Genomic DNA, 26,965 nt, shown 5'->3' with positions numbered 1-26,965 from the left:
CGTACAAGTTACGTTGCTGCATCAGGACTTTTGTCCTGATGCGGACCCCCTATCGGAAGTGCGACATAAAAGGTGCTGCCGCGTCCTTCGATGCTTTCCGCCCAGATTGTGCCGCCATGACGCACGGTCATTTCGTAACTGAGATACAACCCCAGCCCAAGACCTTCGCCGCTGCGATGACGACCACGCGCATACCGCTGAAACAGGCGTTGCATCGTCTCTTCCGACATGCCAATGCCATGATCGCGCACCGTGATCAACGCCAGCGGTCTGGGATGACGTTGCATCTCACCGACCAGGGCGCGCAACGTTGCTGGCGGTTGATGGGCATACCTTGCCGCCAGCACGTCTGATCGAATAACGACTTCCGCAATTTCGACGGGAGAGCCGGGCCCGCTGTATCGCACCGCATTGACCAGCAGATTCGTCAGCACCTGACGGATACGCAGCGGATCACAGATGACCAGCAGATCGGGAGCGTCGCAGGTCAGGGTCACGTCGCGTTCGCCGATGACCGGGCGCAACTGCTCGATCACCTGGTGCGTCAATGCCACCAGGTTGACCTGCTGAAGTTGCAGACTGAAGAGACCCGCATCCAGGCGCGACATATCGAGCAGGTTATCAACCAGGCGCAGCATATGGCTGACCTGTTGCGAAAGGATGGTCAGACCGCGCAACTCGGTCGTATCTTCCTTATCACGCCGCTGCTCGCGTCGGATGAGCAGATCGGCGTAACTGCGCACCGCAGCCAGCGGACTGCGCAGTTCGTGAGCTGCGACTGCCAGGAAGTCGTCTTTTGCGCGCTCCAGTTTCTGGTGCTCGGTAATATCCCGAAAGATGACAACCGCGCCTTCGATGGTGTTCATATCGCCATACACGGGGGCGCCGCTGAAACTCATCACCGTATCTTCGCCACTGGCGCCGCGCAGCAACACCCGGTAATCGTGAAATACCTCTCCGGCAAGCGCACGCGCCAGCGGCAGACGTTCAACCGGCAGCATGCGTCCCTCCAGATCGCGGATGGCATAGAAATCCACCATCGAACTGATCGGTTGCTGGTAGGGGAATGACGTGAACGAGTCGGACGAGAGCAGTTCCATTGCAGTACGATTGGCGAGCACCAGGCGACCGAGGCGATCACACAACACCACCCCTTCGACAATGCTGTTGATCACCGCAGTCAGTTTCCGGCGCTCGATGTGGCTTTCCTGATACAGACGCACGTTGGCGATGGCGAACCCGATCAGGTTGCTCATCATCATCACTGTCTGCACATCGATGCGTTCTGGCAGGGAGGCGTCGCCATAGATCCCGATCACTCCCACCACCGTGCCGCCTGCCAGCAGCGGCACATAGGCGCATCCCGCAAGACCGGCTTCCAGCAACAGTTCTTCGCCGGTCCCGACGATGAGCGGACGACGGATCGGTTGACCGTAGCGCACCGCCTCTTCGCACGCTGCGCCAGCGACCTGGATTTCACGGTTCTGTTCGACGAACTGCGGCGGAACGTGACGCCAGGCGCCGGGTTGCAACACGCCACGACCGGGATCGAGGAGGAACAGTACGCCAACCGACGCTTCCACAACGCCAAGCACGACATCAAGCACATTGCGCATGAGTTCGTCAAGATCCGCCGCCGTGCTGATCACCGTGCCAATCGCGCCGAACGCTTCCAGTCGTCGCTGGTGCGCCTGCATTTGGGCGTGGAGTTGCGCATTCTTAATTGCGCCGGCTGCCAGGTTGCTGAACGTTTGCAGCACTTGCAGATCGGTGCGGCGCAGTTGTGGACGGTTGCCGAGATTCATCAATTCCAGCACGCCAATCACTTCCGCACCGATGCGCAGCGGCAGAATCACAGCCGTCAACTCGCGCGGCAGACGTTCGAGGAAGGCGCATATGTCCGGTTCACTGCGCGGGCTGACCCGTCGCGCCAGATCACGGTATGATGAGCGCGTTTCGATGAGGAGCGGCTCGCCGCGCCGCAACGCTTCACCTGCCAGCCCTTCGCCCGGGCGCAATCGCAGACGGCAGATCGCTTCGGTGGCAGGACCGAGATCAAGCCCGTAGTACGACTCCAGCCGCAGCGCCATCTGCTGTCGGTCGTAGATCCAGAGCAACCCGGCCTGGACAGCGGGCACCACTTCGACGACGCGCCGCACCAATCCCGCAAACAGTTCGGTCGGGTCGAGAACGGAAACCAGGTAGGTCGAAACATCGAGCAGGTTGCTCAGAACCTCGCTCCGCTGTTCCGCTTCGTTGACTGGTTGATCGTAGATTTCACCCACAAGCGACGGCTGCGTAACGGTCATCTCACGCCTCCAACGCAGCATGTTTCAAACACTGGATTATAGCACGAGAGCCGTCGTATGGTTGCGTGCGAAGCGCCAGGCGCAAGAGCGAATTGAGCGCATGCGTGCGCTTGCTTATGGAGATTGAGAAATAAATCCGGTATGCGCCTTTTGCCGTGGGGCTGAAGCCCTCGGCTAGGCGAGGCGAAGCCCGCCTGCGCGGGCTGTAGCGGATTATTTATTCAAAGACCATCAGCACAACACGGGTCGATGGAGGCGCTCCCCACACACAGAAGACGCAGCAAGCCCCTCTCAAGGGGAGAGTTTTTGGGAGAGATGAGCGATGTTCTGCATTCCCGTGCGCCTTTGGCCCTCATCCCCCCAACCCTCTTCTCCCACAAGGGGAGAAGGGGGAGTTTGGGCGTCCTGATGGCTGAAACGGGAAATGGCACGCAGGGGCTTGCCAAAACATCTACCCCTGTGAGGCAGCAAGCCCAGGGGCGATCAGTCGCACGAGGCATCAATGCGCATGGACGGAGACGGCATGGCGGCAGCGGTTGATCGACGATGGACAAGGCTGTCGAAGGTATAGATCGCCAGCGCCGTCCAGATCAGCACAAACCCGATCAGGCGCGCCGGTGTGAGCGGTTCGCCGTACACTACGACGCCGATGAGAAACTGGAGCGTCGGTGCAATGTACTGGAGGACACCCAGCGTCACGAGCGAGACGCGCCGCGCGCCAGCGGCAAACAAGAGCAGCGGCGCTGCGGTGATCGGACCCGCAGCGATCAGCAGAGTCCAGGTCAGTGGATCGCCATGGGCGAACGCAGTCTGCACGGTCAGTTCACGATAGATCAGGAATATGATCATCATCGGCGTCAGAAGCGCCGTTTCGAGCGTGAACCCATCGAGCGAGTCGAGTGGCGCCGTTTTGCGCAACAGACCATAGAGCGCAAACGTGCATGCCAGGATGAGGGCAATCCAGGGAAACGATCCATACTGAAACGTCAGATAGAGCACCCCCGCCAGCGCCACACTCATCGCCACGCCCTGACCGATGCGCAGACGCTCCTTCAGCACCAGGGCGCCAAGCAGCACATTGATCAGCGGGTTGATGAAATAACCCAGACTGGTTTCCACAATATGATCGGCATTCACTGCCCAGACATACACGAACCAGTTGGCAGTCAGCAGCATCCCGGTCGCCAGGAACGTCGCCAGGACGCGGCGATCCCGCCAGGTGACGCCGATCCGCGACCAGCGTCGCCCAAGGGTCAACAGAACAAACGCAAACGCCAGCGACCAGATGATCCGGTGGGCGACAATTTCCAGTGCATCGACATGCTGCAACGATTTCCAGAAGACCGGCAGCAAGCCCCAGCAGGCATATGCGCCGGCTGCATAGAGCACGCCTCTGTTCATCGATGGTGCGCTTTCCGTTTCGGAAGATGTGAGCAACCCTGCTATCCTACCATAACCTGGCACAGGGTCAACAGCAGCATGAAATCGCATGACTCCCGCTTTGCACCCTTGCCCTTCGCATGGTATGCTGTACCCATGCAAAAACAGATGTGGCTGTGCGCCGTCTCCTGGCTCTGATGTGCATGCGCATCATATGCCCGGCGATATCGTAGAGCCGCTACCAAACAGGAGTACACAATGGCAACGGCACAAACTGGCGACACCGTGACAGTGCACTACACCGGCACGCTGGAAGATGGGACTGTCTTCGACAGTTCGCACGGTCGCGAACCGCTGGTGTTTACACTGGGCAGCGGGCAGGTCATCCAGGGGTTCGAGGAGGCGGTGATCGGGATGCAGGAGGGGGAGAAGCGCCGCGCGGTGTTGACGCCAGATCAGGCATACGGTGAGTACCACGATGAACTGATCTTTTCGCTGAACCGCGATGAGCTGCCGCCCCAGATCGACCCGGCGATCGGTGAGCAGTATCAGATGCGTCGCCCGGACGGGCAGACATTCATCGTCACGGTGCGCGATGTGTCGCCGTCCGAAGTGACGTTCGACGCCAACCATCCGCTGGCTGGCGCGACGCTGACCTTCGATATCGAACTGGTGGCGATCGAGTAGTGAACGACTCTCGTGTCGTCTCAGGCATCTGGCGTTTACGCACCGTGAACTGCCGGATGCCCTTTTTTGATTCGCACCACGTCCTTTGCTGACGCAGAGCTCCCTTGCTTGCGGGCGAAGGCGCGGTCTTTGCCCGCTTTTCCCGCCGGAGTGCGCCGGTCGAACTCTGCCATCCTCAGATGTTCGCATGTCCGCATATTTTTGATATACTGCCACTACACGCAACGATAGGATAGAGATTCCAAAGCGAGGAGGCTATGACCACTGCCGACACCCAGGCGTTGCTTGCCGATCTGTCTACGCGGCTCGGACCTGATCGCGTGATTGTGGATCCGGCTCAACTCATCACCTACGAAGTCGATGGCAGTTTTGACCGTGGTCATCCCGATGGCGTTGTCTTCCCCCGTTCGGTCGACGAGGTGGTGCAACTGGTGCGTTGGGCTGCCCGGCATCAGATACCGCTCATCGCGCGCGGATCGGGAACCGGTCTGGCAGGCGGCGCCGTCCCCGAACACGGCGGCGTGGTGGTGCAACTCGGGCTGATGAACCACGTGCTGGATATCGATCTGACCGGTCGCAGCGCAGTGGTCGAAGCCGGCGTGGTCAACCTGATCTTCGATACCCGGGTGCGTCAGCATGGTCTGTTCTTTCCCCCCGATCCCTCCAGCCAGCGCACGGCGACCATCGGCGGGAATATCGGTACGAATGCGGGCGGACCGCACTGTTTCAAATATGGTGTCACCAGCAACTATGTGACCGGTGTGGAAGTGGTGCTGAGCGACGGGCGGATCATTCATACCGGTGGGCGGGCGCTCGATATACCGGCTTACGACCTGACGGCGCTCTTCGTCGGCAGTGAAGGCACGCTGGGCATCATAACACGCGCCGATCTGCGCCTGCTCCGCGATCCGCCAGCGGTGCGCACGCTCCTGGCTGCCTTCGACAGCGTCGAGCAGGCGGGAAAAGCGGTATCTGCAATTATTGCACGCGGTCTGGTGCCAGCGACGATGGAGATGATGGATTCGAGTATTGTACGCATTGTTGAGGAGTATGCACATCCTGGATTACCGCTCGATGCTGGCGCCGTGTTGATCATTGAAGTTGACGGCTATCCTGAAAGCGTTGGACCGCAGATCGCCGAGATTGAAGCAACCCTGCGCGACTGCGACGTGCGTGAGGTGCGGGTGGCGCAAAGCGCCGCAGAGCGTGATCGGATCTGGTTCGCGCGCAAGAGCGCCGCTGGCGCTATGGCGCGTCTGGCGCCAGCATACTATCTGGTCGATGGCACCGTGCCACGCAGCAAACTGGCGGAAACCCTGGCAGCGGTGAACCGGATCATCGAAGCTGACGGCTTCCGCACCGGTCATGTCTTTCATGCCGGTGACGGCAATCTGCATCCGCTCATCCTGATTGAAAATCCCTCGGATCGAGCGTTGATCGCGCGGGTGCTCGAAACCGGTCGCAAAATCCTGGAAGTCTGCGTTGCGGCTGGTGGCAGCATCACCGGCGAACATGGCGTCGGCATCGAGAAGCGCGCATTCATGCCGCTGATGTACGGCGCTACTGAACTGTCACTGATGTGGGATGTGAAGGATATTTTCGACCCGACCGGCATGATGAACCCCGGCAAGGTGTTGCCGCCGCGTGACGAGGTGATGGCAGGGTTGCACAATGCGCAGGAACCGCAACCGGGGCGTATGTCACCGGCAGCGACCGGGTCGCTGAGCGAATCTGCACCCACTGCGCCTGTGCTCATCGCACCGGAAAGCGCGGAGGAAGCAGCGGAGAGATTACGCGACCTGACCAGTGCGGGGCAAAGCGTGCGCATTCGGGGGGGCGGAACGAAATCAGCCCTGCTTCCGCCAGCCGATGCGGTGGTATCCACTGCACATCTGTCAGGCATTCGCGTGCTTGCGCCTGATGATCTGTACATTACTGTCGGCGCAGGTACATGTCTGGAGGAACTCCAGAAGGCGGTGCACCCCTATGGGATGTGGGCGCCGATAGCATCTCCCTGGTCTACCGCGACGATTGGCGGTACGATTGCCGCCAACCTGAATGCGCCACTGCGCATGCGTTACGGCAGTCTCCGCGATCTGATACTGGCGGCGACGGTTGCGCTCCCCAACGGTCGCGTCGCCCGCATTGGACGACCGGTTGTCAAGAATGTCGCCGGATACGACCTGCCGAAAGTGCACGTCGGAGCACATGGCACACTGGGGTTGCTCTGTGATATAACCATCAAACTGACGCCATTGCCGCGGATGCGGGCAACACTGATCGCTGCACCGCGCCGGATCGCGCAGGCGCTCGAAACCGGTGCGAAACTGGCGCAACACTCCCTGATCGCCTCTGCGGTGCTGCTGCTGGAGGTCGCCGATGATGGACGTTGGGCGGCGTCGCTCCCGGTCAGCCTGGATCGCCGCCCAATGACGCTTCTGGTCTACACTGCCGAAGGTCTGGCGGAAGACGTGGCGGCAGAACTCGCCGCCGTGCGCACCGTCCTGCGCAACGCTGGCATACCGGCGCTGCAGATTGAGGATCCGTCGGGCAGCGACCTGTGGGGCGCCTTCCTCAGCGCAGCGCAACCGGACGATCTGATGGTGCGGATTGGCGTCGCCCCCAGGGATATTGGGGCGCTGCTGCAACGCGCCGGTTTTGGCGGGCAAGAGTCGTATGTAGCGGATGTGGCGGCTGGACAGGTGTATGTGCGCGCGCCGGCGCCGCACCCGGATGACGCCGGACGTATTCTGGAGCGTCTGCGCACGGCGGCGCGAACCCTCGGCGGCTATGCAGTGGCGCTGGCGGCGCCGGCGCGCGCGCGCATCGACCGGTGGGGTTTCACTCCCGATGCACTCGATAAAATGCAGGCGCTCCGACGGCGATGGGGAGCGGATGGGTTGCTCAATCCGGGTGCGTTCCTGGTCTGAACCTGACCGGTTGTGAGAAAAGTCACAGATACTCACTGATTGTGCAAGGCGTCGGAAGTGGCGAAGCCATCTCTCCTGAATTGGGGAGATGGCTTCGTTTCACATCTGTGATGGTGCGTTCTGAGACCGATACGATACGGTCTGGCGCTCCAGGTATTGCTGGCGATAGTATTCCTTGAACTCACCCGACTTGATTGGACGCCACCAGTCCTGATGTTCGACATACCAGCGCACAGTTTTCTCGATTGCCTGAGCGAACGTGTGACGCGACTGCCATCCCAGCGCCTTGATTTTGTCCGTGCGCACGGAGTAGCGTCGGTCGTGCCCCGGTCGATCGGCGACCGGCTGGATCAACGAGTAGGGCTTGCCCAGCAGATCGAGGATCGCCTTCGCCATCACGATATTTTCCGTCTCCACGCCTGAGCCGATGTTGTACGCTTCGCCGATAACGCCACGGTGCAGCACAACATCGATCCCCTCGCAGTGATCCATCACGTATTGATAGTCGCGCATCTGTCGCCCGTCGCCGTACAGCGGCAGAGGAATATCGTCGATGGCATTGGTAATGAAGAGTGGCACGGCTTTTTCCGGATACTGGTACGGACCGATATTGTTCGTGCCACGGGTGATCAGCACCGGCAACCCATAGGTGATATAGTACGCATACGCCAGATGCTCGCCGCCTGCCTTCGATGCAGCGTAGGGCGAACGTGGCTTGAGCGGATCGTCCTCCGAAGATGAATGACCCGGTTCGATGTGTCCGTAGACTTCATCGGTGCTGACAAACAGGGCGCGCTCGAGTTTCATTTCTTTCACCGCCTCGAGCAACACGTATGTCCCATACACATCGGTGCGAATAAAAGCGTCGGGATCCATGATTGAACGATCCACATGCGTCTCAGCAGCAAAGTTGACCAGCGTATCAACACCGTGCGCACGAATGACTTCCCGCACCCCTGCCGGATCGCAGATATCGCCCCGCACAAACGTGAAACGCGGATCACCGTGAAACCGCGCCAGATTTTCCAATCGCCCGGCATACGTCAACTTATCGTAGACGACGATCCGATAGTCCGGGTATTTCGTCAGCATCAGTTCAACAAAGTTGCTGCCAATGAATCCGGCGCCGCCGGTGACCAGAATAGTGCGCATATTGTACTCCTGAAGCACGTGCTTTGTCTGCTGAAGTCTACCATAGCGGCGGCATGTGTCAAAAGGATGACGTTCAACCTTCAACCTTCAACCTTCAACCTTCAACCTTCAACCTTCAACCTTCAACCTTCAACCCTCAACCTTCAACCTTCAACGTTGGCTATAGTTACCGCATCACCAAAGGCAATGTCACCCGATGGATCGTCATGTTCGAGTCGACGCGCGCCCTCAGTTCGCGCACAGGACCTTCGTTGCCAGCTGCATCAATCGCCCGATAGCGTACATGGAAGAGTCCATCGGATGGCAGGTTGATGCGCACAATCGATCCGACGGCAGTCTGCCACGTCGATCCATTCAGGCTCCAGCGGATCGCAGTGACGCCGCTGCCGCCCCGGTCATCGGCGGCAAGCGTCAATGCTGCCGGAGATAGAAATGTTCCGCCCAAACGCGGCGTATCACTCAATCCGTCGGGTATCTGCTGGAATGTGCCAGAACCGGGCAACCGCACATCGTACCCTGACACCGCCATGCCGCGCAGTTCAAAGAAGACAACTGAGAGCGCATGGAAGCCTGCGTCCAGGTAGATGGTTCCCGTTGCTTCGGTGCGATCATGCAGACCGCTATTCGTAACAACTGTTTGTCCGTTCACCAGCAACCATGAGCCGTCATCGCTGATGGTACGGAAGGTGTATTCGCCGCTGATCGGCGCATAAAAAATGCGCGTTTGCGCAATGACGAAGCGATCATGCAGCCCAAGCGGTCCGCCATCGCCCCAATCGAGCAGTTCACCGTGCCAGACAAAACTGCCGACTTCCACCCCGGACAGCAGCGCCTGCGCTTCGCCAGCACGCGCCAGAAGGCTGTCGGGTACGGCGTCGAGCCGGTACACCCACGCGGTGGGACGCAACCATTCGTCGAAGGTCGCCGCATCGGGCGGAGTACGCTCATCAGTGACCGTGATCGTCGTTGCGGCGACATCCTGCGCCAGGTAGCGCACATATTCGTGTACCATACCCACCCGCAGCGGGTATGCTCCTGGCGTATGGAAGCGGACATATCCCGTGATCGTTTGCTCTTCGCCCGGTGCCAGGTCGCCATTCAAGCCCCAGCGCCACGGGTAATCCGAGGTTGGACCGGCGCATCCGCCGCCATACAGTGCGCTCCAACCCGGCATGCCAAGCGCAATGCGAATCCTGCCCGCTTCTTTCGGAAATGTCGGAAATGCGCCGGTCGGACTGCCAGCAAAACATTCGTGTTGTTCATAGACATATGCGTTTGCCGGATCGTTCATGCCGCCGCCGGCAGTCAGATCAACACGCGGCTCCTGCCCGGAGAGGATGGTCGATCCAGTATTGCGCACCGTCACATCAACGCGGAGCAATTCACCAGCGGCAAGCGTCTCCCGCGCGAACCGCACCGCCACAATTTGCGCCGAAGCCTGGGAATGTTCAGGAACCCATTTCACCGCATCGAACATGACGATTCGCCTGGCAGACAGCGGTTCGCCGGTCAGATCGTCGAGTTCGACCGCGCCGTTGCTGCCGGCGTCGAAGGTGTAGACGCCAAGATCAACCCACCCTTCGACACTTTCCTGGCTGATTGGAACCGTAACACTGCCGCTGGCGCTGTGTATCACATACCTGGCGCGACCGGTCAGCGGTCCGAGTCCACAATCGCGCGGGATATGCGCAAGAACGCGATACGTGCCGCGGTAGGGCAGGTTGGGGCGCCAGACGCCGCGGTTAGCGCTTTCCGCCGGGTTATTCGTCGCAAAGGTGTACAGTGCATGACCACCCGCACCGCAGGCTGCGCTGTACCAGTTAGCGGCGCTCCGGCTGAAACCGCTCTCCCGCTCATCGATGACCAGATCGCCGTTGTCATATGTTCCATCACTGCCGCGCATCAGTGCCAGCGCGCGGTTCCGCAGGTCGGGAAGGATTGCCATGGTTGCATCGCCTGGACATGTGGTATGACCCGGCGTGACCTGACGGTGACCGGCGATGTTGGGAACAATAGCCCCTGGATTGAACGGCAGACACTTGCTCGACCGGGAGCATCCGTAGTAGTACGAACGACCGAGCGGGTCGATATCCTTCTGCGCTGCTTTCCAGGCGATCAGGCGCACCAGCGACTCCTGCGCGGCAGGGGTTGGCGCAACACCGGAGTATGTCCCGATCAACGCGATGCCCATCGACCCGTAGTTGGCGGTATCGTGAAATCCGACAGCGTCGTCGCCGCCAGAGCGTCCTTCGTAGATAACGCCGTTGGGATCGATCAAATAGTTGTATCCAATATCCCCCCACTGGCGCGTGATCGCGTGGAACGACCAGATGGCGCGCACACGCGCCGCCCAGTTCGGCTGCCCTGGCGAAAGTGTGTTTCCGTCCGCAGTGTGGTGGACAATGATGTGGCTAACCGGATAATATGCCGGGCGCGCGCGACTCCCCTGACCATCTGGCGAACCCCATGCCGTGCGGGATACGACCGGCGGCTTGCCTGGACCTGTGCTCTGGGGCAGTACAAATTCTGTCGCCGGAGGCGTAGCCGGACCTGTCAGTGCATCGACAGTGTGCGCCTCAATCACGCCGGGGATCGGCAGGGCGCCATCCGGTGCAGGCGACATGAGCACACGTACCTGCCAGAAGCGCATCAACGATCCGACATCAATAATGTCGCTCCATACCACATCCGGACTATCTTCAGGACGGCGCAGATCATCGCTGCTGACCAGTTCCGCCCATTCGGTCCAGCCAACCCCATCATCCGACGTGCGCACGAAGAGGGTCAGCGTTGCACCGGGTGGAACCTGCGCGTCGTACCGGATCACAAGGTGACTGAACGGGCGCGTCGTTTGAACCGGCGCCATCAGGTACGATCCCGCCTCGTCGATCATCGCCAGCGCAGCATCGCCACCCGGTACAGCGACGGTTCGTTCAGGCAGCAGATCTCCTGTCTTCTCCTGAGCGTCTGATGAGTGAAACGGCAGCACCAGAGAAAGCACGATGAGCAGCATCATGGCGATGGTTACGAGACGTAGTGGTGCAATAATCAGGACGCGCATACGAATCGCTCCTTCTCTAGCAGTATTCTCCGCAGTTCTATCGTAGACCATAGGGCTATGACACTACTGATGTGCGTCTGATACACGTCTGACAACCATCTGGACGGGTTGCGGACAAAGAGCAGTTTATGGCTTCCTGATGCGGTAAAAAGATATGCCGGTCTGTAATCGAACTGTAAAGCGGCTCATCCGGCAGACGGGCAGTAACTTTTTCTTTACCGATACGGTAGCACTGGCAGGGTGGCTGACCATGACTCTGATTATTCTCGCAATTGCCTGGATGATTGGCGTGTTTCTCGCCGATGCGTTGCACCTGCCGCTCTGGCATCTCGTCGCTGGCAGCGTGGGATGTGGCGTTGCGGCAATCGTTCTGCGGCGGCGCGCGCTGATCCGTATGGTGTTCCTTGTGCTGTGTGTGGCGACTGCGGGCGGCGCCCGCCTGGCAGCGGCGGAGATTCCAATCCTTCCCCACAGCATTCGCCTGCTGAACGACGGCGCTGAGGTTCAGATCCGCGGGCGTATTATCGAAGACCCGCGTCGTCTTGCCGATGGGCAACGGGTCATATTCGCCGCCGAGAGCGTTCGCAGCGGCGGTACGTGGAAGCCAGCCGAAGGTCTGGCGCTGGTGACCCTGCCGCGTTACCCGGAGCGCTTTTATGGGGACAGGCTGGAGTTGACCGGAGTGCTCACAACCCCGCGTGCGGCGGCGCGTCCAGGCGACTTCGATTATCGGGTCTATCTGGCGCGACGCGGCATTTTTTCACTTATGAAGCCGGAACGGTCGCGCCTGATTGCAGTGAATCAGGGGAATCCGGTGATGGCGACGTTGCTCGGATTCCGCGACCGGGCGCGTCAGACGCTTCTGCGTGAACTTCCTGAACCACAGGCGGCGCTGGCGGTTGGCATTCTGCTGGGGCTGCAATCGTCGATCCCTGATGATGTGCTGGATCATTTCAGCGCTACGGGCACATCGCACATTCTGGTGATCTCCGGCTGGAACATCACGATTATCAGTGCGGCGCTGTACAGCCTTGCGGATGGGATGAAACTGGCGCGGCGCAAGGCGTTCTGGACGGTTCTGATCACGATCTGGGTGTATACTCTGTTCGTCGGCGCCACGCCGACTGTCATTCGTGCGGCGGTGATGGGCAGCATTGTCGTGCTGGGACAGCGCCTGGAACGCCCGGCGCATGCGTGGACGACCCTTTTTGCTGCGTGTTGGGCGATGACCTTGTGGAATCCGCAGACGCTATGGGATATGGGGTTTCAACTGAGCGCACTGGCAACCGCATCGCTGTTTGCGTATGGCAAAGGGACTGAGGCGTTGCTTATGCGGACGCCGTTGCGCGCCGGATGGCTCGATTGGGCGCGGGAGGCGTTGACGGCAACGCTGGCAGCGCAGATTCTGGCGTTGCCGCTTATTCTCTATGCCTTTGGCAATCTTTCGCTGATCGCCCCTATTGCAAATGTGGTCATGCTGCCGATGGTACCGTCGGCGATGCTCTTCGGGGCGCTGGCGCTGGTCGGCGGGATGATCTGGCTGCCGCTGGGACAATTGCTGGCGCTGCCTGCCTATCTGTTTCTCGCCTGGCTGACGGAGGGCGCTCGTCTGTTCGGGCAGTTGCCCTGGGCTGCGGTGCAACTGCCACCCTTCCCGCTCTGGTTGCTGCTGGCGTACTATACGATTGTCATCGGAGCGTGGTTGTGGAATGCCACGGTGGAAGATGGGAGCCGTCCGCCACTTACCGCTCTGCCGGAAAGAACGGAAAGAGGCGGTGCAGGTTCTCCGGCGTGAGCCGCCCGCCATACTCGCACCCCTCGAACGCCTCGGCATAGACCACAGTGCGTCCGCGTCCGGCGCCGTACAGTTCGATCAACAGATCACGGAAGCGATCCGCGTCCTGGCGCATACGCCCATCGAGGCGACGACGCAGCCACGCAAGGCGTTCAGCATCGCCTTCGGGAACCTCGTGCAGGATGCCCTGATTGTAGGGCAGCCATTCGTACATCTGCGACGTATGCGCATGCAGCATGGCAAACTTCAGGTCGATCACCTCGTCGATGGCAACGACCACATCGGCAGTGAAGGGATACGGTTTCTGGAACGTGTCGCTCACATAGACGATCACCGGGTTTGATTCAAGGTGCGGCGTATCGGCGCAGACGTTCGGAACCGTCACCATGTAGGCGGCGTCCTGGATCAACTGCGCCGTATAGCGATGATCAGGATGGTAGTCATTAGGACGTGGCGACATCATCAGATCCGGCTTGAATTGACGGATCAGGCGAATGATCTGACGGCGATTCTCCAGGGTCGGCAACAGTTCGCCATCGTGGTTGTCGAGCGTAATATAGCGCGCGCCGATGACCTTTCCGGCAGCCTCGGCTTCCGCGCGACGGCGACGCGCAAGGTACGCTCCGGCTTCGGTCTGATGCCCGGCATCGCCGTTGGTGACCGACACACAGAGCACCTCGTGCCCCTGACGCGCATAGAGCGCCGCCGTGCCTCCGGCAGTGAAATCCACATCGTCGGGATGCGCGCCGAAGATCAGGATTCTCAATCGTTCGTCCGCCATTGTGAAACTCCTTATGGTATCGACACGTCGATGCTGTATGAGGCTGGTTCAGTTGTACCAGGAGTGACGCCGCTGACGATCAGGATCGCGCGCTGACCTTCGGTTATCTGCATCTCAGCGCGCCCCTGACTATCGACAGCGGGGGCAACGACCTGCACATGGTCGCCATCAAACACGATCAGGCGCAGAGTCCAGCGCTGCGGCAGGATTCCAGAGGTGCGCACGAACCCTTCCGCCTGCCACCCGCCATCATCGGTTTCTGCGCCATCGGCAAAACCAATCTCCGGAATCTGGATATCGTCGATTAACAGACCGGGACCGTTGATCGCCGCGTCTGAGATGACCCAGAAGCGCACCAGCACCTCCTGCCCGGCAAACAGCGTCAGATCCATGCGCTCCTCGATCCAGCGCCCGCGCACGCTGCCGAGCGCGACTTCCGGCGCCCCGCTGATACCGGTGAAACCGTGCCCCAGATTATGCCCCTGAGGATCATCGGTGCTGGTTGTGATACCGGGAAGCGTCTGCCAGCGCACGCCGCCATCGGTTGAAACCGTCACGAAAGCGTAGTCGTAGTGACGCTCTAATTCGTGCCAGAGACGAAAGCGCAGCGTCGCCTGCGCTACGCGGCGCAGGTCGAAACGCCGCGTCAGGGTCGAAACACTCTCGTCGCCGCGGTTGCTCCACCACGCGAAGCGTCCTTCAACCGGCAGTGCGCCGACGAGCGATACCGTATCCGCGCCATCGAAACGGATCGTCAGCGGACCTTCGAGCGGACCAAAGTAATCCACGCCGAACTGACGCACATCGGCGGCGGTTGTTCCTGCCGACAGCGGCGCAGTCGCGGCGCGCACAGGCAAACCGCGGTACGCATAGCGCCCATCGCCGACCGATGGATCGTTCAACACATTTGCCACTGCCCAATCGGCAAACAGATGCTCGAAACGCACCACATCCGGACGACGACGGGCAGCGAGATCGGCGAGCGCCTGCGGGTTGTTACCCGCGTCGGCGTCAATCCAGTCGGCAGGGCGACTTTCGCCAGCATACTGTTCGTACACGTAGCGCATGAAGAGTTGCGCTGCGCCGTAGTGCCGCGACACGCCACTCCCCGAGAACCAGGTTGTCAACTGTGTATCGGGATTGCGCAAATACGCAAGTGTAGCGCCGTTGTCACCCAGACCGTTGAGGTCTTCGGCGAGTGTTGAGAGACCTTCATTGAACCAGGCAGGGCTGCGCGGCTGACGATGCCAGTGGATCATATGCTGAAATTCGTGCGCCAGTGTTGCGTTGTACGTCTCGCTGCCGGGTGGAAATGCAACTGCATCGATCACGAACATATCGCGCTCGTTGCTGAAGCGATTCACCGCGCGCGAAACGCCGTCGGCGGAGGAAAAATAGCCGCCAGCGCCGCGAATGCGCGTATTCAAAACGGTCAGGCGCACATCGCCATCAATACCGGGGACTCGTTCCGCGCCGAAGAGGAAACGATTACGCGGGTAGATCCGCTCCTCGAAGACCTTTGCCGACCGTTCGATGTCGTACTGCGGAATATCGAGCGTTGTATCGACATACATCAACACCACCGGACCGGCATAGCGCAACTGTGCGGTAACGGTGTAGTTGACACCGTTCGAGACATCCGCCACCCAGAATGTCTCCACTGCGCCGGGCTGCACGTCGAGCGGCTCTCTCCACCCCGCGTCTGGCGCATCGATGCCGTTGAATGCAACCGCCAGCGCGTGCTGGTCGCGCGGAGCGGGTTGATGTGCAGCAATTGCGGCAATCTCGTCGATGGGCGCAGCAACCGCAACCGGCGAAGGAATGGGGGTGGCAGAAAGAAGCGCAGGGGTCGCAGATGGCGCTACCGTCGGCAGCGTGCTGAGCGGTGTTGGTGAGGGTGCAATCGGCGGCTTCTCTGAGGGAGCTGTGCATGCTGACAGGATCGCAACGATGGCGCATGTTGCGAGAACGGAGAGTAACGTTGATCGCTGGCGCGCACGGGGTGAATGCATGGTCCGAGATTCCTGCCCATCGGTTCGGGGCTATTATACTGCTGAATGCGTCTGCCGGATCACCGGGTTCGGCAAACGAAAGATCGCGTTGTCGTGTGGGCAGAGACCGCTGATCGATGCAGCAAGGAGTGAGGCGCAGTCGAGGAGGGTTACGATGAAGGTATACACAAAACGTGGGCGCGGCGCATTGTTATCACCGAGCGCCGGTCGCGCCATTGCGATCTGCTCGTATGCACAACACGCCGCGCTTCTGCCAGACTCCAGACGGTGACCTTACAGTATTGCGTGCGGCATTCGGCGCCGCGAGGTGGAACGCTGACTATACGAGCAGCCCGAGCGCCAGCAAGAAGAGCATCAGGGTCATCTGCGTGCAGCGCATCCCATCGACCTGAACAGCACGCCAGAACTCTTCACGACCCAACCACCACCAGACGCGCGACAGATTCTGGCGCAACTCACGACCCCGAAGGGAGACCGGCGCTTCGATGCGCGCCAGACGCAGCAATCGGCGCGTATGGATGGCAATCATTGCGCCCCAGAGAGTGATGACGACAATCTGTACAATCAGCTCCACCATACTGTTCCTCCGAATGTGATAAGTTCTCTGCTGACTGGACGGGATCTCATGTGTCGCCTGACGTGGTTATGCTGCTTCGGGCAGCAGATTCATGCATAGCGTCGAGTGCGAGGTGCGTTTGTCCGGGTGGCGTCGCTGGCGAAGCCCGGTCGATGAAGATTCTTTGTGAAACCGGGAGCACCTGCGCTGCTGCAGAGTGTATTATACCGACTCGTTCGCTCCCTGTGAAGCCCTTTTTGTGCGTGATTTGTGCGAGGTGCGGTAGAATGTCTATCCGGTGTATCCGAAGCCTTCCGCTTGCCCCGCTTCAAGTATAGCAGGCATCATCGATTGCGATCGTTTCGATTTTGTGGCGAGATGTGTGCGATTTTGTCGCAGCAGTGTTCGCTGATCATACGAGACTGTCCAGAGAGCGCCTGCCACATGATTCTGCCCGTTCTGCCTTTCCACATCGACCCTTTCTGCGTCATGCTATAATCCATTGCATACCGTTGGCTTTCGGTCCGCCATATATGAGGGCGCCATGCCAGAAGAATCACCAATTCTCTTCGATTTCCCGCTCAACCCGGAGTCGGTGCTGATCGATGGACAGGGACAGGAACGGGTCTTGCCGGTTGTACCGTTGATCAATACCGTCCTGTTCCCGCATATGCTGACACCGCTGTTTGTCGGGCGCGAACGTTCGGTTGCCGCCATCGAGGAAGCGATGAGCAGCGACCGCATGATCCTGGCAGTTGCGCAGCGTGAGCCGGATATTGAGGATGTCGGACCCGCCGACCTGTACACTATCGGCGTGGAAGCGGTGATTCAGCGCATTCTGAAGATGCCCGACGGATCGATCTCAATCGTCGTTCAGGGTCAGCGGCGGATGCGTGTGGTCGAATATATCCAGGATCGCCAGGCGCTGCATGCGCACAGCGTCGCTATTTACGAGAACACCGAGAAAACCATTGCGGTCGAAGCGATGATGCGCGCGGTGCTGTCGCTTTTCGAGAAGGTCGTCAAACTGTCGCGCACCCTGCCCGATGATGCCTACATCATGGCGATGAACGTGAGCGAACCGGGCTGGCTGGCGGATCTGATCGCTTCCACGCTGCCGCTCGACGTGCCGCGTCGCCAGGAAATCCTGGAGACGCTCGATGTCGAGGAACGGTTGCGTCGCCTCTCGATCATGCTCTCCCAGGAACTCGATGTGCTCGAACTTGAGAGCCGCATCCACACCCAGGTTCAGAAGGAAGTCGACCGGTCGCAGCGCGAGTTCTTTCTGCGTGAGCAGATGAAAGCCATCCAGCGCGAACTCGGACAGACCGACCCGATCCAGCGCGAGATGGATGAACTGCGTGAGCGGATTCTGGCGGCAGCAATGCCGGAACGCGCCCAGGCGAAAGCGCTCGAAGAGTTGGAGCGCATGGAAATGATGCCGCCAGCATCGCCTGAGTATAGTGTGCTGCGGACCTACCTCGACTGGTTGATCCACGTACCCTGGAGCCAGCAAACGGAAGATGACACCGACTTAGTGCGCGCAGCGGCGACGCTCGAACGGAACCATTACGGGTTGCCGCGTGTGAAGGAGCGTATTCTGGAGTTTATGGCAGCCCGGATGCTTGCCGGTCCGCGCCTTAAGTCGCCGATCATTTGCTTCGTCGGTCCGCCGGGTGTTGGCAAGACATCGCTGGGACGCTCTATCGCCGAAGCGTTGGGACGGCGCTTTGTGCGCATTTCGCTCGGCGGCGTCCACGACGAGGCGGAGATTCGGGGGCACCGTCGCACCTATATCGGTGCGTTGCCGGGGCGGATTATCAAGGCGATGAAAGATGCTGGCACGATCAACCCGGTGTTCATGCTCGATGAGATCGATAAACTGGGCAGTGATTTTCGCGGCGACCCGGCATCAGCGCTGCTCGAAGTCCTCGATCCGGAGCAGAATGTTGCGTTTACCGACCATTACCTCGACCTGCCCTACGACCTGTCGCGGGTGCTGTTCATCACTACCGCAAATCTGCTCGATCCGATACCGCCAGCGTTGCGCGACCGGATGGAGGTCATTCATCTGCCGGGGTATACCGAAGAGGAAAAACTGGAAATCGCGCGGCGTTTTCTCGTACCGCGGCAACTGGAGGCGAATGGTCTCGCCAGCCCGGAGTATGCCGCCCAGAGCGCGGTTGCAGCCGTGCATAACCGGGATGCATCCCTGGAGAACCTTCCCGGCGCGGCGCTCCGTTTCAGCGATAGCGCCCTGCGACAGATCATTCGCGGGTATACCTATGAAGCGGGGGTGCGGAATCTCGAACGCGAAATCGGCGCTATCTGCCGGAAAGTGGCGCGACGTGTCGCAGAAGGACGCAGTTATGCGCACATTGTTCATCCTTCTGCGCTGATGCGTTATCTTGGTCCGCCACGATACCTTTACGGGCTTGCCGAGCAGCAGGACGAGATCGGCGTCGCAACGGGGATGAGCTGGACAGCCAACGGCGGCGATGTGATGGCAGTTGAGGTCTCGTTAATGAAAGGGCGCGGCGTATTGTCGCTTACCGGGCAACTTGGCGAGGTCATGCGCGAGTCGGCGCAGGCAGCGCTCTCATTTGCGCGATCAAATGCGGAGACGCTGGGCATCAAACCCAAGCGCTTCGAGACGACCGACATTCACATCCACGTGCCGGTCGGCGCCGTCCCGAAGGACGGTCCATCAGCCGGGATCACCATGGCGACGGCGCTGATCTCGGCGTTTACCGGACGACCGGTGCGCCGGGATGTGGCGATGACGGGTGAGATCACGCTGCGTGGGCGGGTGCTGCCCGTCGGCGGCGTCAAAGAAAAGGTGCTGGGCGCGCATCGCGCCGGTATTCATACCATTATTCTACCGCGACGCAATGCGGTCGATCTCGAAGAAGTGCCGGCGCATGTGAAGCGTCGGCTGAACTTTGTGTATGTCGATCATATGATGGATGTCATCAGGTGCGCGCTGTGCGAACGCAGCAGCGACAAACGCCTGGCTGCGGAAGAAACGACGGTCAACGGAGCGCAACCCTGATGGTGTGGGTCAACATGCACGCTTCACACCTCGAAGCCTTCAGCCGCACGATCATCGAACGCTACGGTGCGTCGGGCAACATCTGGCTGGAGCGACTGCCCTCACTCCTTGACGCCCTCGCAGAGTCCTGGTCGTTGACCATTCTGCCGCCATTTCCCAACCTGACGTACAATTACGTCGCACCAGCGATTCGAGACAATGGCGAGCCGCTGGTTCTGAAGGTCGGCGTACCTGACCCTGATCTGACAACCGAAGTTGCCGCCTTGCGCTTCTTTGACGGGCGCGGCTGCGTCCGGTTGCTTGCAGCCGATGAAGCGCGCGGCGCACTGCTGGTTGAGCGCCTGCTGCCCGGAACGTCGTTGCGTCGTCTGGAGCCGGATGATCGGACTGTTCTTATCGCCGCTGAAACGATGCAGCAGATCTGGCGCCAGGCACCCGACCAGCATCCTTTTCCGACGACCGCAACCTGGGGCGAAGGGTTTGCACGGATGCGACGCTCCTTCGACGATGGCAGCGGTCCGTTTCCATCGGCGCTGACAGACGCGGCGGAGCGGTTGTACGCCGAACTTGATGCTTCGAGCGTAGCGCCGGTAGTGTTGCACGGCGATCTCCATCAGGAAAATGTGCTGACGGCGCAACGCACGCCCTGGCTGGCGATCGACCCGAAAGGCGTGGTTGGCGAGCCAATGTACGAGGTGGGGGCGCTGCTGCGCAACCCGCCACCCTGGCGCGTGCAGAGCGAGCTTGTGCGTATCATGACGCGACGGGTCGATCTGCTTGCAGAAGCGCTTGGCTTTGAGCGCGAACGCATCGCCGGATGGGGACTGGCGCAGGCTGTTCTGTCTGCCTGGTGGTCGTATGAGGATCACGGGCATGGCTGGGAAGAAGCGCTTGCGTGCGCCGAAGCGTTATACGGGGTGGTTCTGCGGTAGGGGCGCCCTCAAAGGACATCGTACATCTGGTCATCTTCTGGCTAAGATTCTGGAGTCCTCTATGAACCATTCGCCGCTCGCCAGTACGACCGTGCTCGATCTCTCGCGATTGATCCCCGGTCCGTATGCAACCCTTCTGCTGGCGCACCTCGGCGCGCAGGTCATCAAAGTCGAGCCGCCGGGTATGGGGGACTACCTGCGCATGCTGCCGCCCTACGGTCCTGACGGTATGAATCCTGTTTTTACCGCCCTGAACCGTGGCAAACGCAGCATAATCATCGATCTCAACCTTGCCGAGGGGCGGCGTATCCTGCGCGAGCTGGCAAAGCGCGCCGATGTGCTGGTGGAAAGTTTCCGTCCAGGCGTTCTGGATCGTTTTGGGGTCGGATTGGACATACTGCGTCGCGACAATCCACGCCTGATCACCTGTTCGCTGGCGGGGTATGCCGCCGACACCCCACTGGCAACCGCAGCAGGTCACGACATCACCTATCAGGCGGTGGCGGGTGCGCTCTGTCTGACAGCGGGATCGCCGACGCACCCTACGTTGCCGCTCGCCGATCTCGTCGGCGGTCTCTTCGCTGCGCTTGGCATTGTCACAGCACTGGCAGCACGTCAGACGAGCGGTGAAGGGCGACACGTGCCGGTCACGCTCGAAGAAAGCATTGGCGCCCTGTTGCTCACCGAGCGCGCCGAAATGGGGATGCCGCTCCGCTTTGGCGATCTACTGCGCGGCGGACGCGCCGGTTATCGCCTGTACCGTTGCAGTGACGGGCGTTATCTGGCGCTTGCTGCACTTGAAGAGAAGTTCTGGAACGCATTCTGTGACGCCGTTGGTCGAGCCGAATGGCGGGCACGCTTCGCCGAACTGAATCAGGAATCGCTCACTGCGGAAATCGCTGCACTGCTGGCGGAGCGTCCGGCGCATGAATGGGAAGTGTTGCTCCGCACCGCCGACGTTCCATGCGCCGTAGCCGCAACGCTGGAAGAAGCGCGCTCCTATGCGCCGCTGCCATTCGCCGCAGGAGGGGTTCCGGCAGAGGCGCCTGCGCCGCGCCACGGCGAGCATACCGCAGCAATTCTGCGCGAATGGGACATACCATAACACGTTCAGGAGACGCATATGCCAGCAGTTGGACGGAACGATCCCTGCCCATGCGGCAGCGGCAAGAAATACAAACAGTGCTGTCTGCCGCGCGAAGAAGCCGCACGCGCCGAACAGTTACGGCTCCGTCGGTCTGTCGACACATTGCTGCCGAAGATTATCGATGCCGCACGCGCCATTCCGGAGGTTGTCCCCAATGCGTTGCAACGCTACTGGAACGGCAAGTATGCACCGGAGCAACTCGCCGAACTCGACGACCTGGAAGATCGCGGCGCCGACCGATTTCTCACCTGGCTCGCGTTCGATTACCGCCTCGACGACGGGCAAACCCTGGTCGAGCGACTGGCGGCGGACGACTCAGCGCTTGACCTGAGTGAGCCGGAGCGGCAACTGCTGCCCCAATGGGCGGGGGTTGGGCTGCGCGCCTGGGTTGTTGATACCATTCGCAAGGGGCAGGAGATCGAGGTGCACGACCTGTTAAGCGAACAGTCGTATGTCATAGCCGACAGCGCAGCATCGCGCCGGCTTGCGACTGGGGATGTGGTTGTCGGGCATCTGCTGCCAGCAGGAGCGAAGCGGGTCATCGGCGGCGCTGCGGCGCATTTGACTCCCGACACCGCCGGAAAGTTGCGCGAGTTTGCCGGACTGCACCTTGAAGCCTTCCGCCGCGACTGCGCCGATGCCGGTTTCGACGACCTGCTGCGTGCGAAATCCGAGATTTTGAACCATTTTGTGATGGCGCTCCCTGTTGAAGCGCCAGACCCCTCGCTGCTGGAGCAGATCATCCTGCAAACCAGGGTTGCCCTGCATCTTGCCGGAGAATCGATCGGGTTGGTAGGGCGGAAGGGGGATGATAATGACGAGAAGGTGGAAGGTTGAAGGTGGAAGGCGGAACTCAACATTCGGCATTCTGGCTGATGATCATATGGCTCCTGACGCTGCCAGCGTTGTGGTACAGTCTTAATGCTGCGACCGAACTGCGCGTAGACGTTGGTCAATGGGGTGATCACACCGTGTTGCGTGGCGTGCATGGCAGAGAAGAAAATGCGTTTGAAAACTACCGCTGGACCCAGGCGATCACCACAATCACGATCCCTAACATCCACACTCGTTACCGGATACTACAAATCCGTGCTCACGGATGGCGACCGGAGGGCATTCCAAATCCGAATGTGCGTATGATGATCGCAGACCGGATGTGGGGCGCGTTCCGCACCACGCCCAACCTGCGAACGTATGCGGTTATGCTACCATCCGAAATGGCAGGGTTGACCCTCAACATCACCCTGCACAGCGATACCCATACGCCGTCTGAAGATAGTCGTCGCCTGGGAATCGCAATCGATTGGATTGCATTGCGTGCACTCAGCAGTGGAGAAGGGCTGGCGTGGGAGCAATTCACCGGTCAGGCGCTCCTGCTCGGGCTGACACTCGCACTGATCGCCCGCCTCATGCTGCCAGAGCGTGTTGCGCTGACGTGCGGCATTCTCTCGTCGGTTGCGCTGGCGGGTCTGAATACGACTGAACCACTCTGGGTCAGCCTGGGATTGATCTCCTGGCTGGTCGTCGTTGCTGCCCTCCTGATTGCGACATGGATCGTCGCACCCCGCATGACGCGCCTGCTGGAGCGGATCGCGGATGCTGGCAGCTCAGGTCGGGAGTTGTCGAGACCCTGGCTCAACCGCATCCAGGCGCGCATCGCGTGGGCGCTGCTCGCAGCTGCTCTGCTCGTAAGATTGTTGGGGGCGGTCCATCCGCTCTTTGATGCCCGCGATATCCACGTCCACACGCGCTGGTTGCGCACCGTTGCAAGCGGCTCTCTCTACCTGTACTCAACCCCTGCCGAATTCCAGAACCGGCAAACGTTCAATCCGCCTGCCGCCTATATCGTTCTGCTGCCGCTGCATCTGGCGCTCGGAGATATGCGTCTGACGGTGCAGTTCGGCGTTGCGCTGCTGGATGCGCTGATCGCCCTGCTGCTGCTACTGATAGCGCGCGAATTCGGATTGACGGCGCGTGCCGGACTGCTGGCGATGGCGCTGTACGTCGCGCTGCCGATTTCAATGACCATGATGTGGTGGGGCTTTGCCGCCAATGCGATCGCCCAGGTGTGGTGGGTGTTGCTCCTCTGGCTCCTGCTTCGTCTGACCCGTGATCCCACCAGGTCGCATCTGGCGCTGTTGACGCTCGTCACTGTGTTGTGCCTGACAACCCACATAGGCGCACTGGTAACGCTGGCAGCGCTGCTGGGATTGGTCGTCCTGTTCGGAAGGCGAGCGCTCCCTCATCGTGAATGGAACGCCATGGTCAGCGGACTGGTCCTTACAGTCGTTTTCACTGTGCCGGTCTATTTTACTGCGGCTGCCGCGCCGCTGGCTGATGCTCCTCGCAGTCCGACAACACTCGACCCGCTCGCGTCTTTCAGCGAGGGACTGGTGTTATGGCCAGAGCGGATCGAACTGGTGGCACGCGCTTTCATCCTCGGTTTTCTGTCCCCGGTTCTGGCGCTTGCAGTTGCAGGGTTGCCGCTGCTGCTCGTCTCGCAGCAACGACATCCCCTGCAACGTACTGTTGTGATTTCAATGTTGCTTGTATGTGTCGTCTTCTTCTTCTCGTATGTCTTTCTCCAGTTATTGACGCGCTACATCTACTTTGCCACACCGCTCATCTGTCTGGCGGCTGGCGCGACGCTGGCGCGGCTGACAATGCGTGCTGGCGGGCGCTGGGTGACCGGCAGTCTCTTGCTGTTCGTCGCCTGGAGCGGGGTCGTGCTCTGGTTCTGTGGCGTGCTCATGCGGGTCAAGCCGTCGCTGGTTCCGCTAACCCAGTAACAGGTCTGTCGGATCAAGCGGTCGCTGGCGCTACTGACCTCGTATGCGGATCAAGCCGTCGCTGGCGCCACTGACCCCGTAGCAGGTCAGCAAATGACACCTGGTGTCTTTGCTCAAGCCGACGGTCGCCCTTTTTCACCAGGCGCCAGACGGTCTGGAAGCATATACGCGCTTGGGGAGGGTAGTATCGTTGCTTCCTCGCAGCACGCAGACCAGCAGTTCTGATCTGAGGAGGAATGGCGAAGATAAAGGACAGGGAGGTCATTTCCGTTTCAACGTATGCCAGTATGCCACAACGGGGAACGGGAGGTCACTGCCATTTTGAGATATACTAGCATGCTAGCATCCTATTTACACATCGACTGTTCCCCTTCCCCTTTTCATTGCGGGAGGTCACTGCCATTTTGAGATATACTAGCATGCTAGCATTCTATGCACACGTCACTGTTCCCCTTCCCCTTTTCATTGCGGGAGGTCACTGCCATTTTGAGATATACTAGCATGCTAGCATTCTATGCACACGTCACTGTTCCCCTTCCCCTTTTCATTTTGGAGCGACAATGATGAACGACGAGAAGAAGCAACAGTTCAATATCTACCTGCCGCCATCGCTGGTTCGTGCCATCAAGCATGCTGCGATTGAGCGAGGTGTGTCACTTTCCAGTCTGGTTGAAACGGCGTTGCGCCGGGCGTTGGAAGAAGGATCTGCTATTCCGCGAGATCAGCGTCCACCATCTTCGCTGCCGATCACTCCCATGCCGATCATTGTCACGCGCGATTTCGATGCTGCGCTCGGTTTTTACCGGCGACTCGGCTTTCAGGTGGCAGTGGAGGATCGTGAGCACAAGTGGGCTGAACTGCGTATGGGCGATATGCTGCTGGGCATTCACGAACCTTCTGATAGCGACATCGGCAGCGTTTTTCAGGGAACAAAAGCCGTTCCTCCACCAATCACCCTCTCCTTCAATTGTCGTGGAACACTGGAGGATGTGCTCCTCTACCTGGTTGAGCGGAATATTCCCCTGCTGGGTGCACCGATCGTCGATAAAGCGTATGGTCGGACTTTCAGTCTGCGCGATCCCGATGGACGCGAGATTGAAATCGTCGAGCGCGATCAGTTGCAGGAATGAGAACATGTCTTGATTATGCCCGTACGCCTTTGCCCCTCATCCCCCCGACCCCCTTCTCCCACAAGGGGAGAAGGGGGAGTCTGGGCGTCCTGATGCCTGAAACGGAAGATGGCACGCAGGGGCTTGCCAGAACATCCACCCCTGTGAGCATCTCCCCTGCCCCCTTCTCCTACAAAGGGAGAAGGGGGAGTCTGGGCGTCCTGATGCCCTTTTTCCCTCACCGGAAGATCGGCGGTTCTTGAAACACGAAGAGCAGTGCCTCGTTCGTGTATAATTCCTGGTGAAAACGATAGAAGGGACGCTGCCAACAGCGTCCTTTCGTATTCAAACAGGAAAGATAGACACAATGACGACCTTCTACATCATCCGTCACGGTCAGACCGATTGGAATCTCCAGGGGCGCTGGCAGGGAAAAGCAGATATTCCGCTGAACGATGCGGGTCGCTTGCAGGCGCAACGCCTTGCGCGACGTCTCTTTGCTCGACGCATTCGCTTCGATGCGCTGTATAGCAGCGACCTGAAGCGTGCGTGGGAGACGGCAGCGCTGCTGTCTGAACGTTTGGGAGTCATCCCCGAACCATTGCCTGCGCTGCGCGAAATCGATGTGGGGGCGTGGAGCGGTCTGACCCGCAGTGAGGTCAGATTGCGATTTCCGGATCTGTTGGAGCGTTTTGAGTCGGGTGAAGATGTCCCACGTGGCGGGGATGGTGAAACCTTTGGGCAACTCTATGATCGTGTGGTCGGTGTGGTAGAGCGCCTGATCATCGAGCGACCGGGGCAAACTATCGCTCTGGTGACGCACGGCGGTCCGGCGCGCGCGCTGTTGCTCCATGCTGCGCGTGATAAAATCGGTGTATTGCCGCGTCCGCTCCACGTTGGCAACACCTCGCTCTCAATCATTGCGTGTGAGGCACACGACTGGCGAATCCTGAGCGTGAACGATATGTCGCACCTCGATGGCATTGTCGAAGCGCCGGACATGATGGAGACGCAGGTGGACGACGCAGAGCGGGCGTGATTGAGATGAGGACTGGGAATCAGGAACTGAGAACCGAGGGCTGAGAACTGAGAATCGAGAACTGAGAACTGAGAACCAAGAACCGAGAACTGAGAACCGAGGGCTGAGAACCGAGAACTGAGAACTGAGAATCGAGAACTGAGAACTGAGAACTGAGAATCGAGAACTGAGGAGTGATATCAAATCGGGCAGAACACGATGCGCGGTTCACCAGTGTTCGTTCCCATTCTGCGA

18 protein-coding genes are annotated in these 26,965 nt (G+C 59.9%); 10 read left to right on the top strand and 8 right to left on the bottom strand.

The genetic code is table 11. The annotated features are described in order from the left end of the window. Window positions 1-8: 8 nt before the first annotated feature. Window positions 9-2,309, bottom strand: a complete 2,301-nt coding sequence (locus ROSERS_RS08360) for a GAF domain-containing protein (RefSeq protein WP_011956356.1) — start codon at window positions 2,307-2,309, stop codon at window positions 9-11. A 483-nt stretch (window positions 2,310-2,792) separates the two neighbouring features. Continuing rightward, window positions 2,793-3,710, bottom strand: coding sequence for an EamA family transporter RarD (rarD, locus tag ROSERS_RS08355; RefSeq protein ID WP_041333341.1), 918 nt, complete (start codon window positions 3,708-3,710; stop codon window positions 2,793-2,795). A gap of 237 nt (window positions 3,711-3,947) precedes the next feature. On the opposite strand from rarD, the gene ROSERS_RS08350 reads away from it, so the two are divergent. Then, window positions 3,948-4,376, top strand: coding sequence for an FKBP-type peptidyl-prolyl cis-trans isomerase (locus ROSERS_RS08350; RefSeq protein WP_011956354.1), 429 nt, complete (start codon window positions 3,948-3,950; stop codon window positions 4,374-4,376). 257 nt (window positions 4,377-4,633) lie between these two features. Beyond that, a complete protein-coding gene (locus ROSERS_RS08345; RefSeq protein WP_011956353.1) occupies window positions 4,634-7,306 on the top strand; it encodes an FAD-binding oxidoreductase in 2,673 nt (890 codons plus the stop codon). Between the two features lie 99 nt (window positions 7,307-7,405). On the opposite strand, the gene rfbB is transcribed toward ROSERS_RS08345, so the two are convergent. Together rfbB and ROSERS_RS08335 are read right to left on the bottom strand one after the other, a co-directional pair. Further along, on the bottom strand, window positions 7,406-8,458 hold the full coding sequence (gene rfbB / locus ROSERS_RS08340; RefSeq protein WP_011956352.1) for a dTDP-glucose 4,6-dehydratase: 1,053 nt from the start codon (window positions 8,456-8,458) through the stop codon (window positions 7,406-7,408). 166 nt (window positions 8,459-8,624) lie between these two features. Continuing rightward, on the bottom strand, window positions 8,625-11,519 hold the full coding sequence (locus tag ROSERS_RS08335; RefSeq protein ID WP_011956351.1) for an N-acetylmuramoyl-L-alanine amidase: 2,895 nt from the start codon (window positions 11,517-11,519) through the stop codon (window positions 8,625-8,627). Window positions 11,520-11,769: 250 nt separating this feature from the next. Between ROSERS_RS08335 and ROSERS_RS08330 the strand changes: the two genes are divergently transcribed. Next, window positions 11,770-13,314 (top strand): ComEC/Rec2 family competence protein, encoded by a 1,545-nt coding sequence (locus ROSERS_RS08330; protein ID WP_157041010.1) that lies wholly within the window; start codon window positions 11,770-11,772, stop codon window positions 13,312-13,314. Here ROSERS_RS08330 and ROSERS_RS08325 read toward each other — a convergent pair. From ROSERS_RS08325 to ROSERS_RS08310, 4 genes are all read right to left on the bottom strand, one after another. Further along, complete coding sequence (locus tag ROSERS_RS08325) at window positions 13,262-14,095, bottom strand: PIG-L deacetylase family protein (protein ID WP_011956349.1); 834 nt, start codon at window positions 14,093-14,095, stop codon at window positions 13,262-13,264. The genes ROSERS_RS08330 and ROSERS_RS08325 overlap by 53 nt on opposite strands. A gap of 11 nt (window positions 14,096-14,106) precedes the next feature. Next, window positions 14,107-16,107 (bottom strand): immune inhibitor A domain-containing protein, encoded by a 2,001-nt coding sequence (locus ROSERS_RS08320; protein ID WP_011956348.1) that lies wholly within the window; start codon window positions 16,105-16,107, stop codon window positions 14,107-14,109. Window positions 16,108-16,140: 33 nt separating this feature from the next. Beyond that, complete coding sequence (locus tag ROSERS_RS08315) at window positions 16,141-16,323, bottom strand: hypothetical protein (RefSeq protein WP_041333337.1); 183 nt, start codon at window positions 16,321-16,323, stop codon at window positions 16,141-16,143. Window positions 16,324-16,426: 103 nt separating this feature from the next. After that, window positions 16,427-16,684, bottom strand: coding sequence for a hypothetical protein (locus ROSERS_RS08310; protein WP_011956347.1), 258 nt, complete (start codon window positions 16,682-16,684; stop codon window positions 16,427-16,429). 523 nt (window positions 16,685-17,207) lie between these two features. On the opposite strand from ROSERS_RS08310, the gene ROSERS_RS08305 reads away from it, so the two are divergent. From ROSERS_RS08305 to ROSERS_RS08275, 7 genes are all read left to right on the top strand, one after another. After that, the gene (locus tag ROSERS_RS08305; RefSeq protein ID WP_011956346.1) at window positions 17,208-19,715 is read left to right on the top strand and encodes an endopeptidase La; all 2,508 of its coding nucleotides are present in this window, start codon (window positions 17,208-17,210) and stop codon (window positions 19,713-19,715) included. Beyond that, complete coding sequence (locus tag ROSERS_RS08300; RefSeq protein ID WP_011956345.1) at window positions 19,715-20,647, top strand: aminoglycoside phosphotransferase family protein; 933 nt, start codon at window positions 19,715-19,717, stop codon at window positions 20,645-20,647. The genes ROSERS_RS08305 and ROSERS_RS08300 overlap by 1 nt, the downstream gene beginning before the upstream one ends. A gap of 61 nt (window positions 20,648-20,708) precedes the next feature. Next, entirely contained in the window at window positions 20,709-21,752 is a 1,044-nt protein-coding gene (locus ROSERS_RS08295; protein WP_011956344.1) for a CaiB/BaiF CoA transferase family protein, read from the top strand. 18 nt (window positions 21,753-21,770) lie between these two features. Beyond that, window positions 21,771-22,631: an SEC-C domain-containing protein gene (locus tag ROSERS_RS08290; protein WP_011956343.1), complete on the top strand. Its 861-nt coding sequence runs from the start codon at window positions 21,771-21,773 to the stop codon at window positions 22,629-22,631. A 38-nt stretch (window positions 22,632-22,669) separates the two neighbouring features. Beyond that, window positions 22,670-24,583: a hypothetical protein gene (locus ROSERS_RS08285; RefSeq protein WP_083763361.1), complete on the top strand. Its 1,914-nt coding sequence runs from the start codon at window positions 22,670-22,672 to the stop codon at window positions 24,581-24,583. 560 nt (window positions 24,584-25,143) lie between these two features. Beyond that, window positions 25,144-25,713, top strand: coding sequence for a ribbon-helix-helix protein, CopG family (locus ROSERS_RS08280; RefSeq protein WP_011956341.1), 570 nt, complete (start codon window positions 25,144-25,146; stop codon window positions 25,711-25,713). A gap of 346 nt (window positions 25,714-26,059) precedes the next feature. Continuing rightward, a complete protein-coding gene (locus ROSERS_RS08275; protein ID WP_011956340.1) occupies window positions 26,060-26,731 on the top strand; it encodes a histidine phosphatase family protein in 672 nt (223 codons plus the stop codon). Window positions 26,732-26,965: the final 234 nt, after the last annotated feature.

The sequence above is a fragment of the Roseiflexus sp. RS-1 genome, assembly GCF_000016665.1.
GTDB lineage: Bacteria > Chloroflexota > Chloroflexia > Chloroflexales > Roseiflexaceae > Roseiflexus.
Note: the sequence above shows the minus strand (reverse complement) of the source record. Positions and strands in the feature narration are given on the sequence as shown.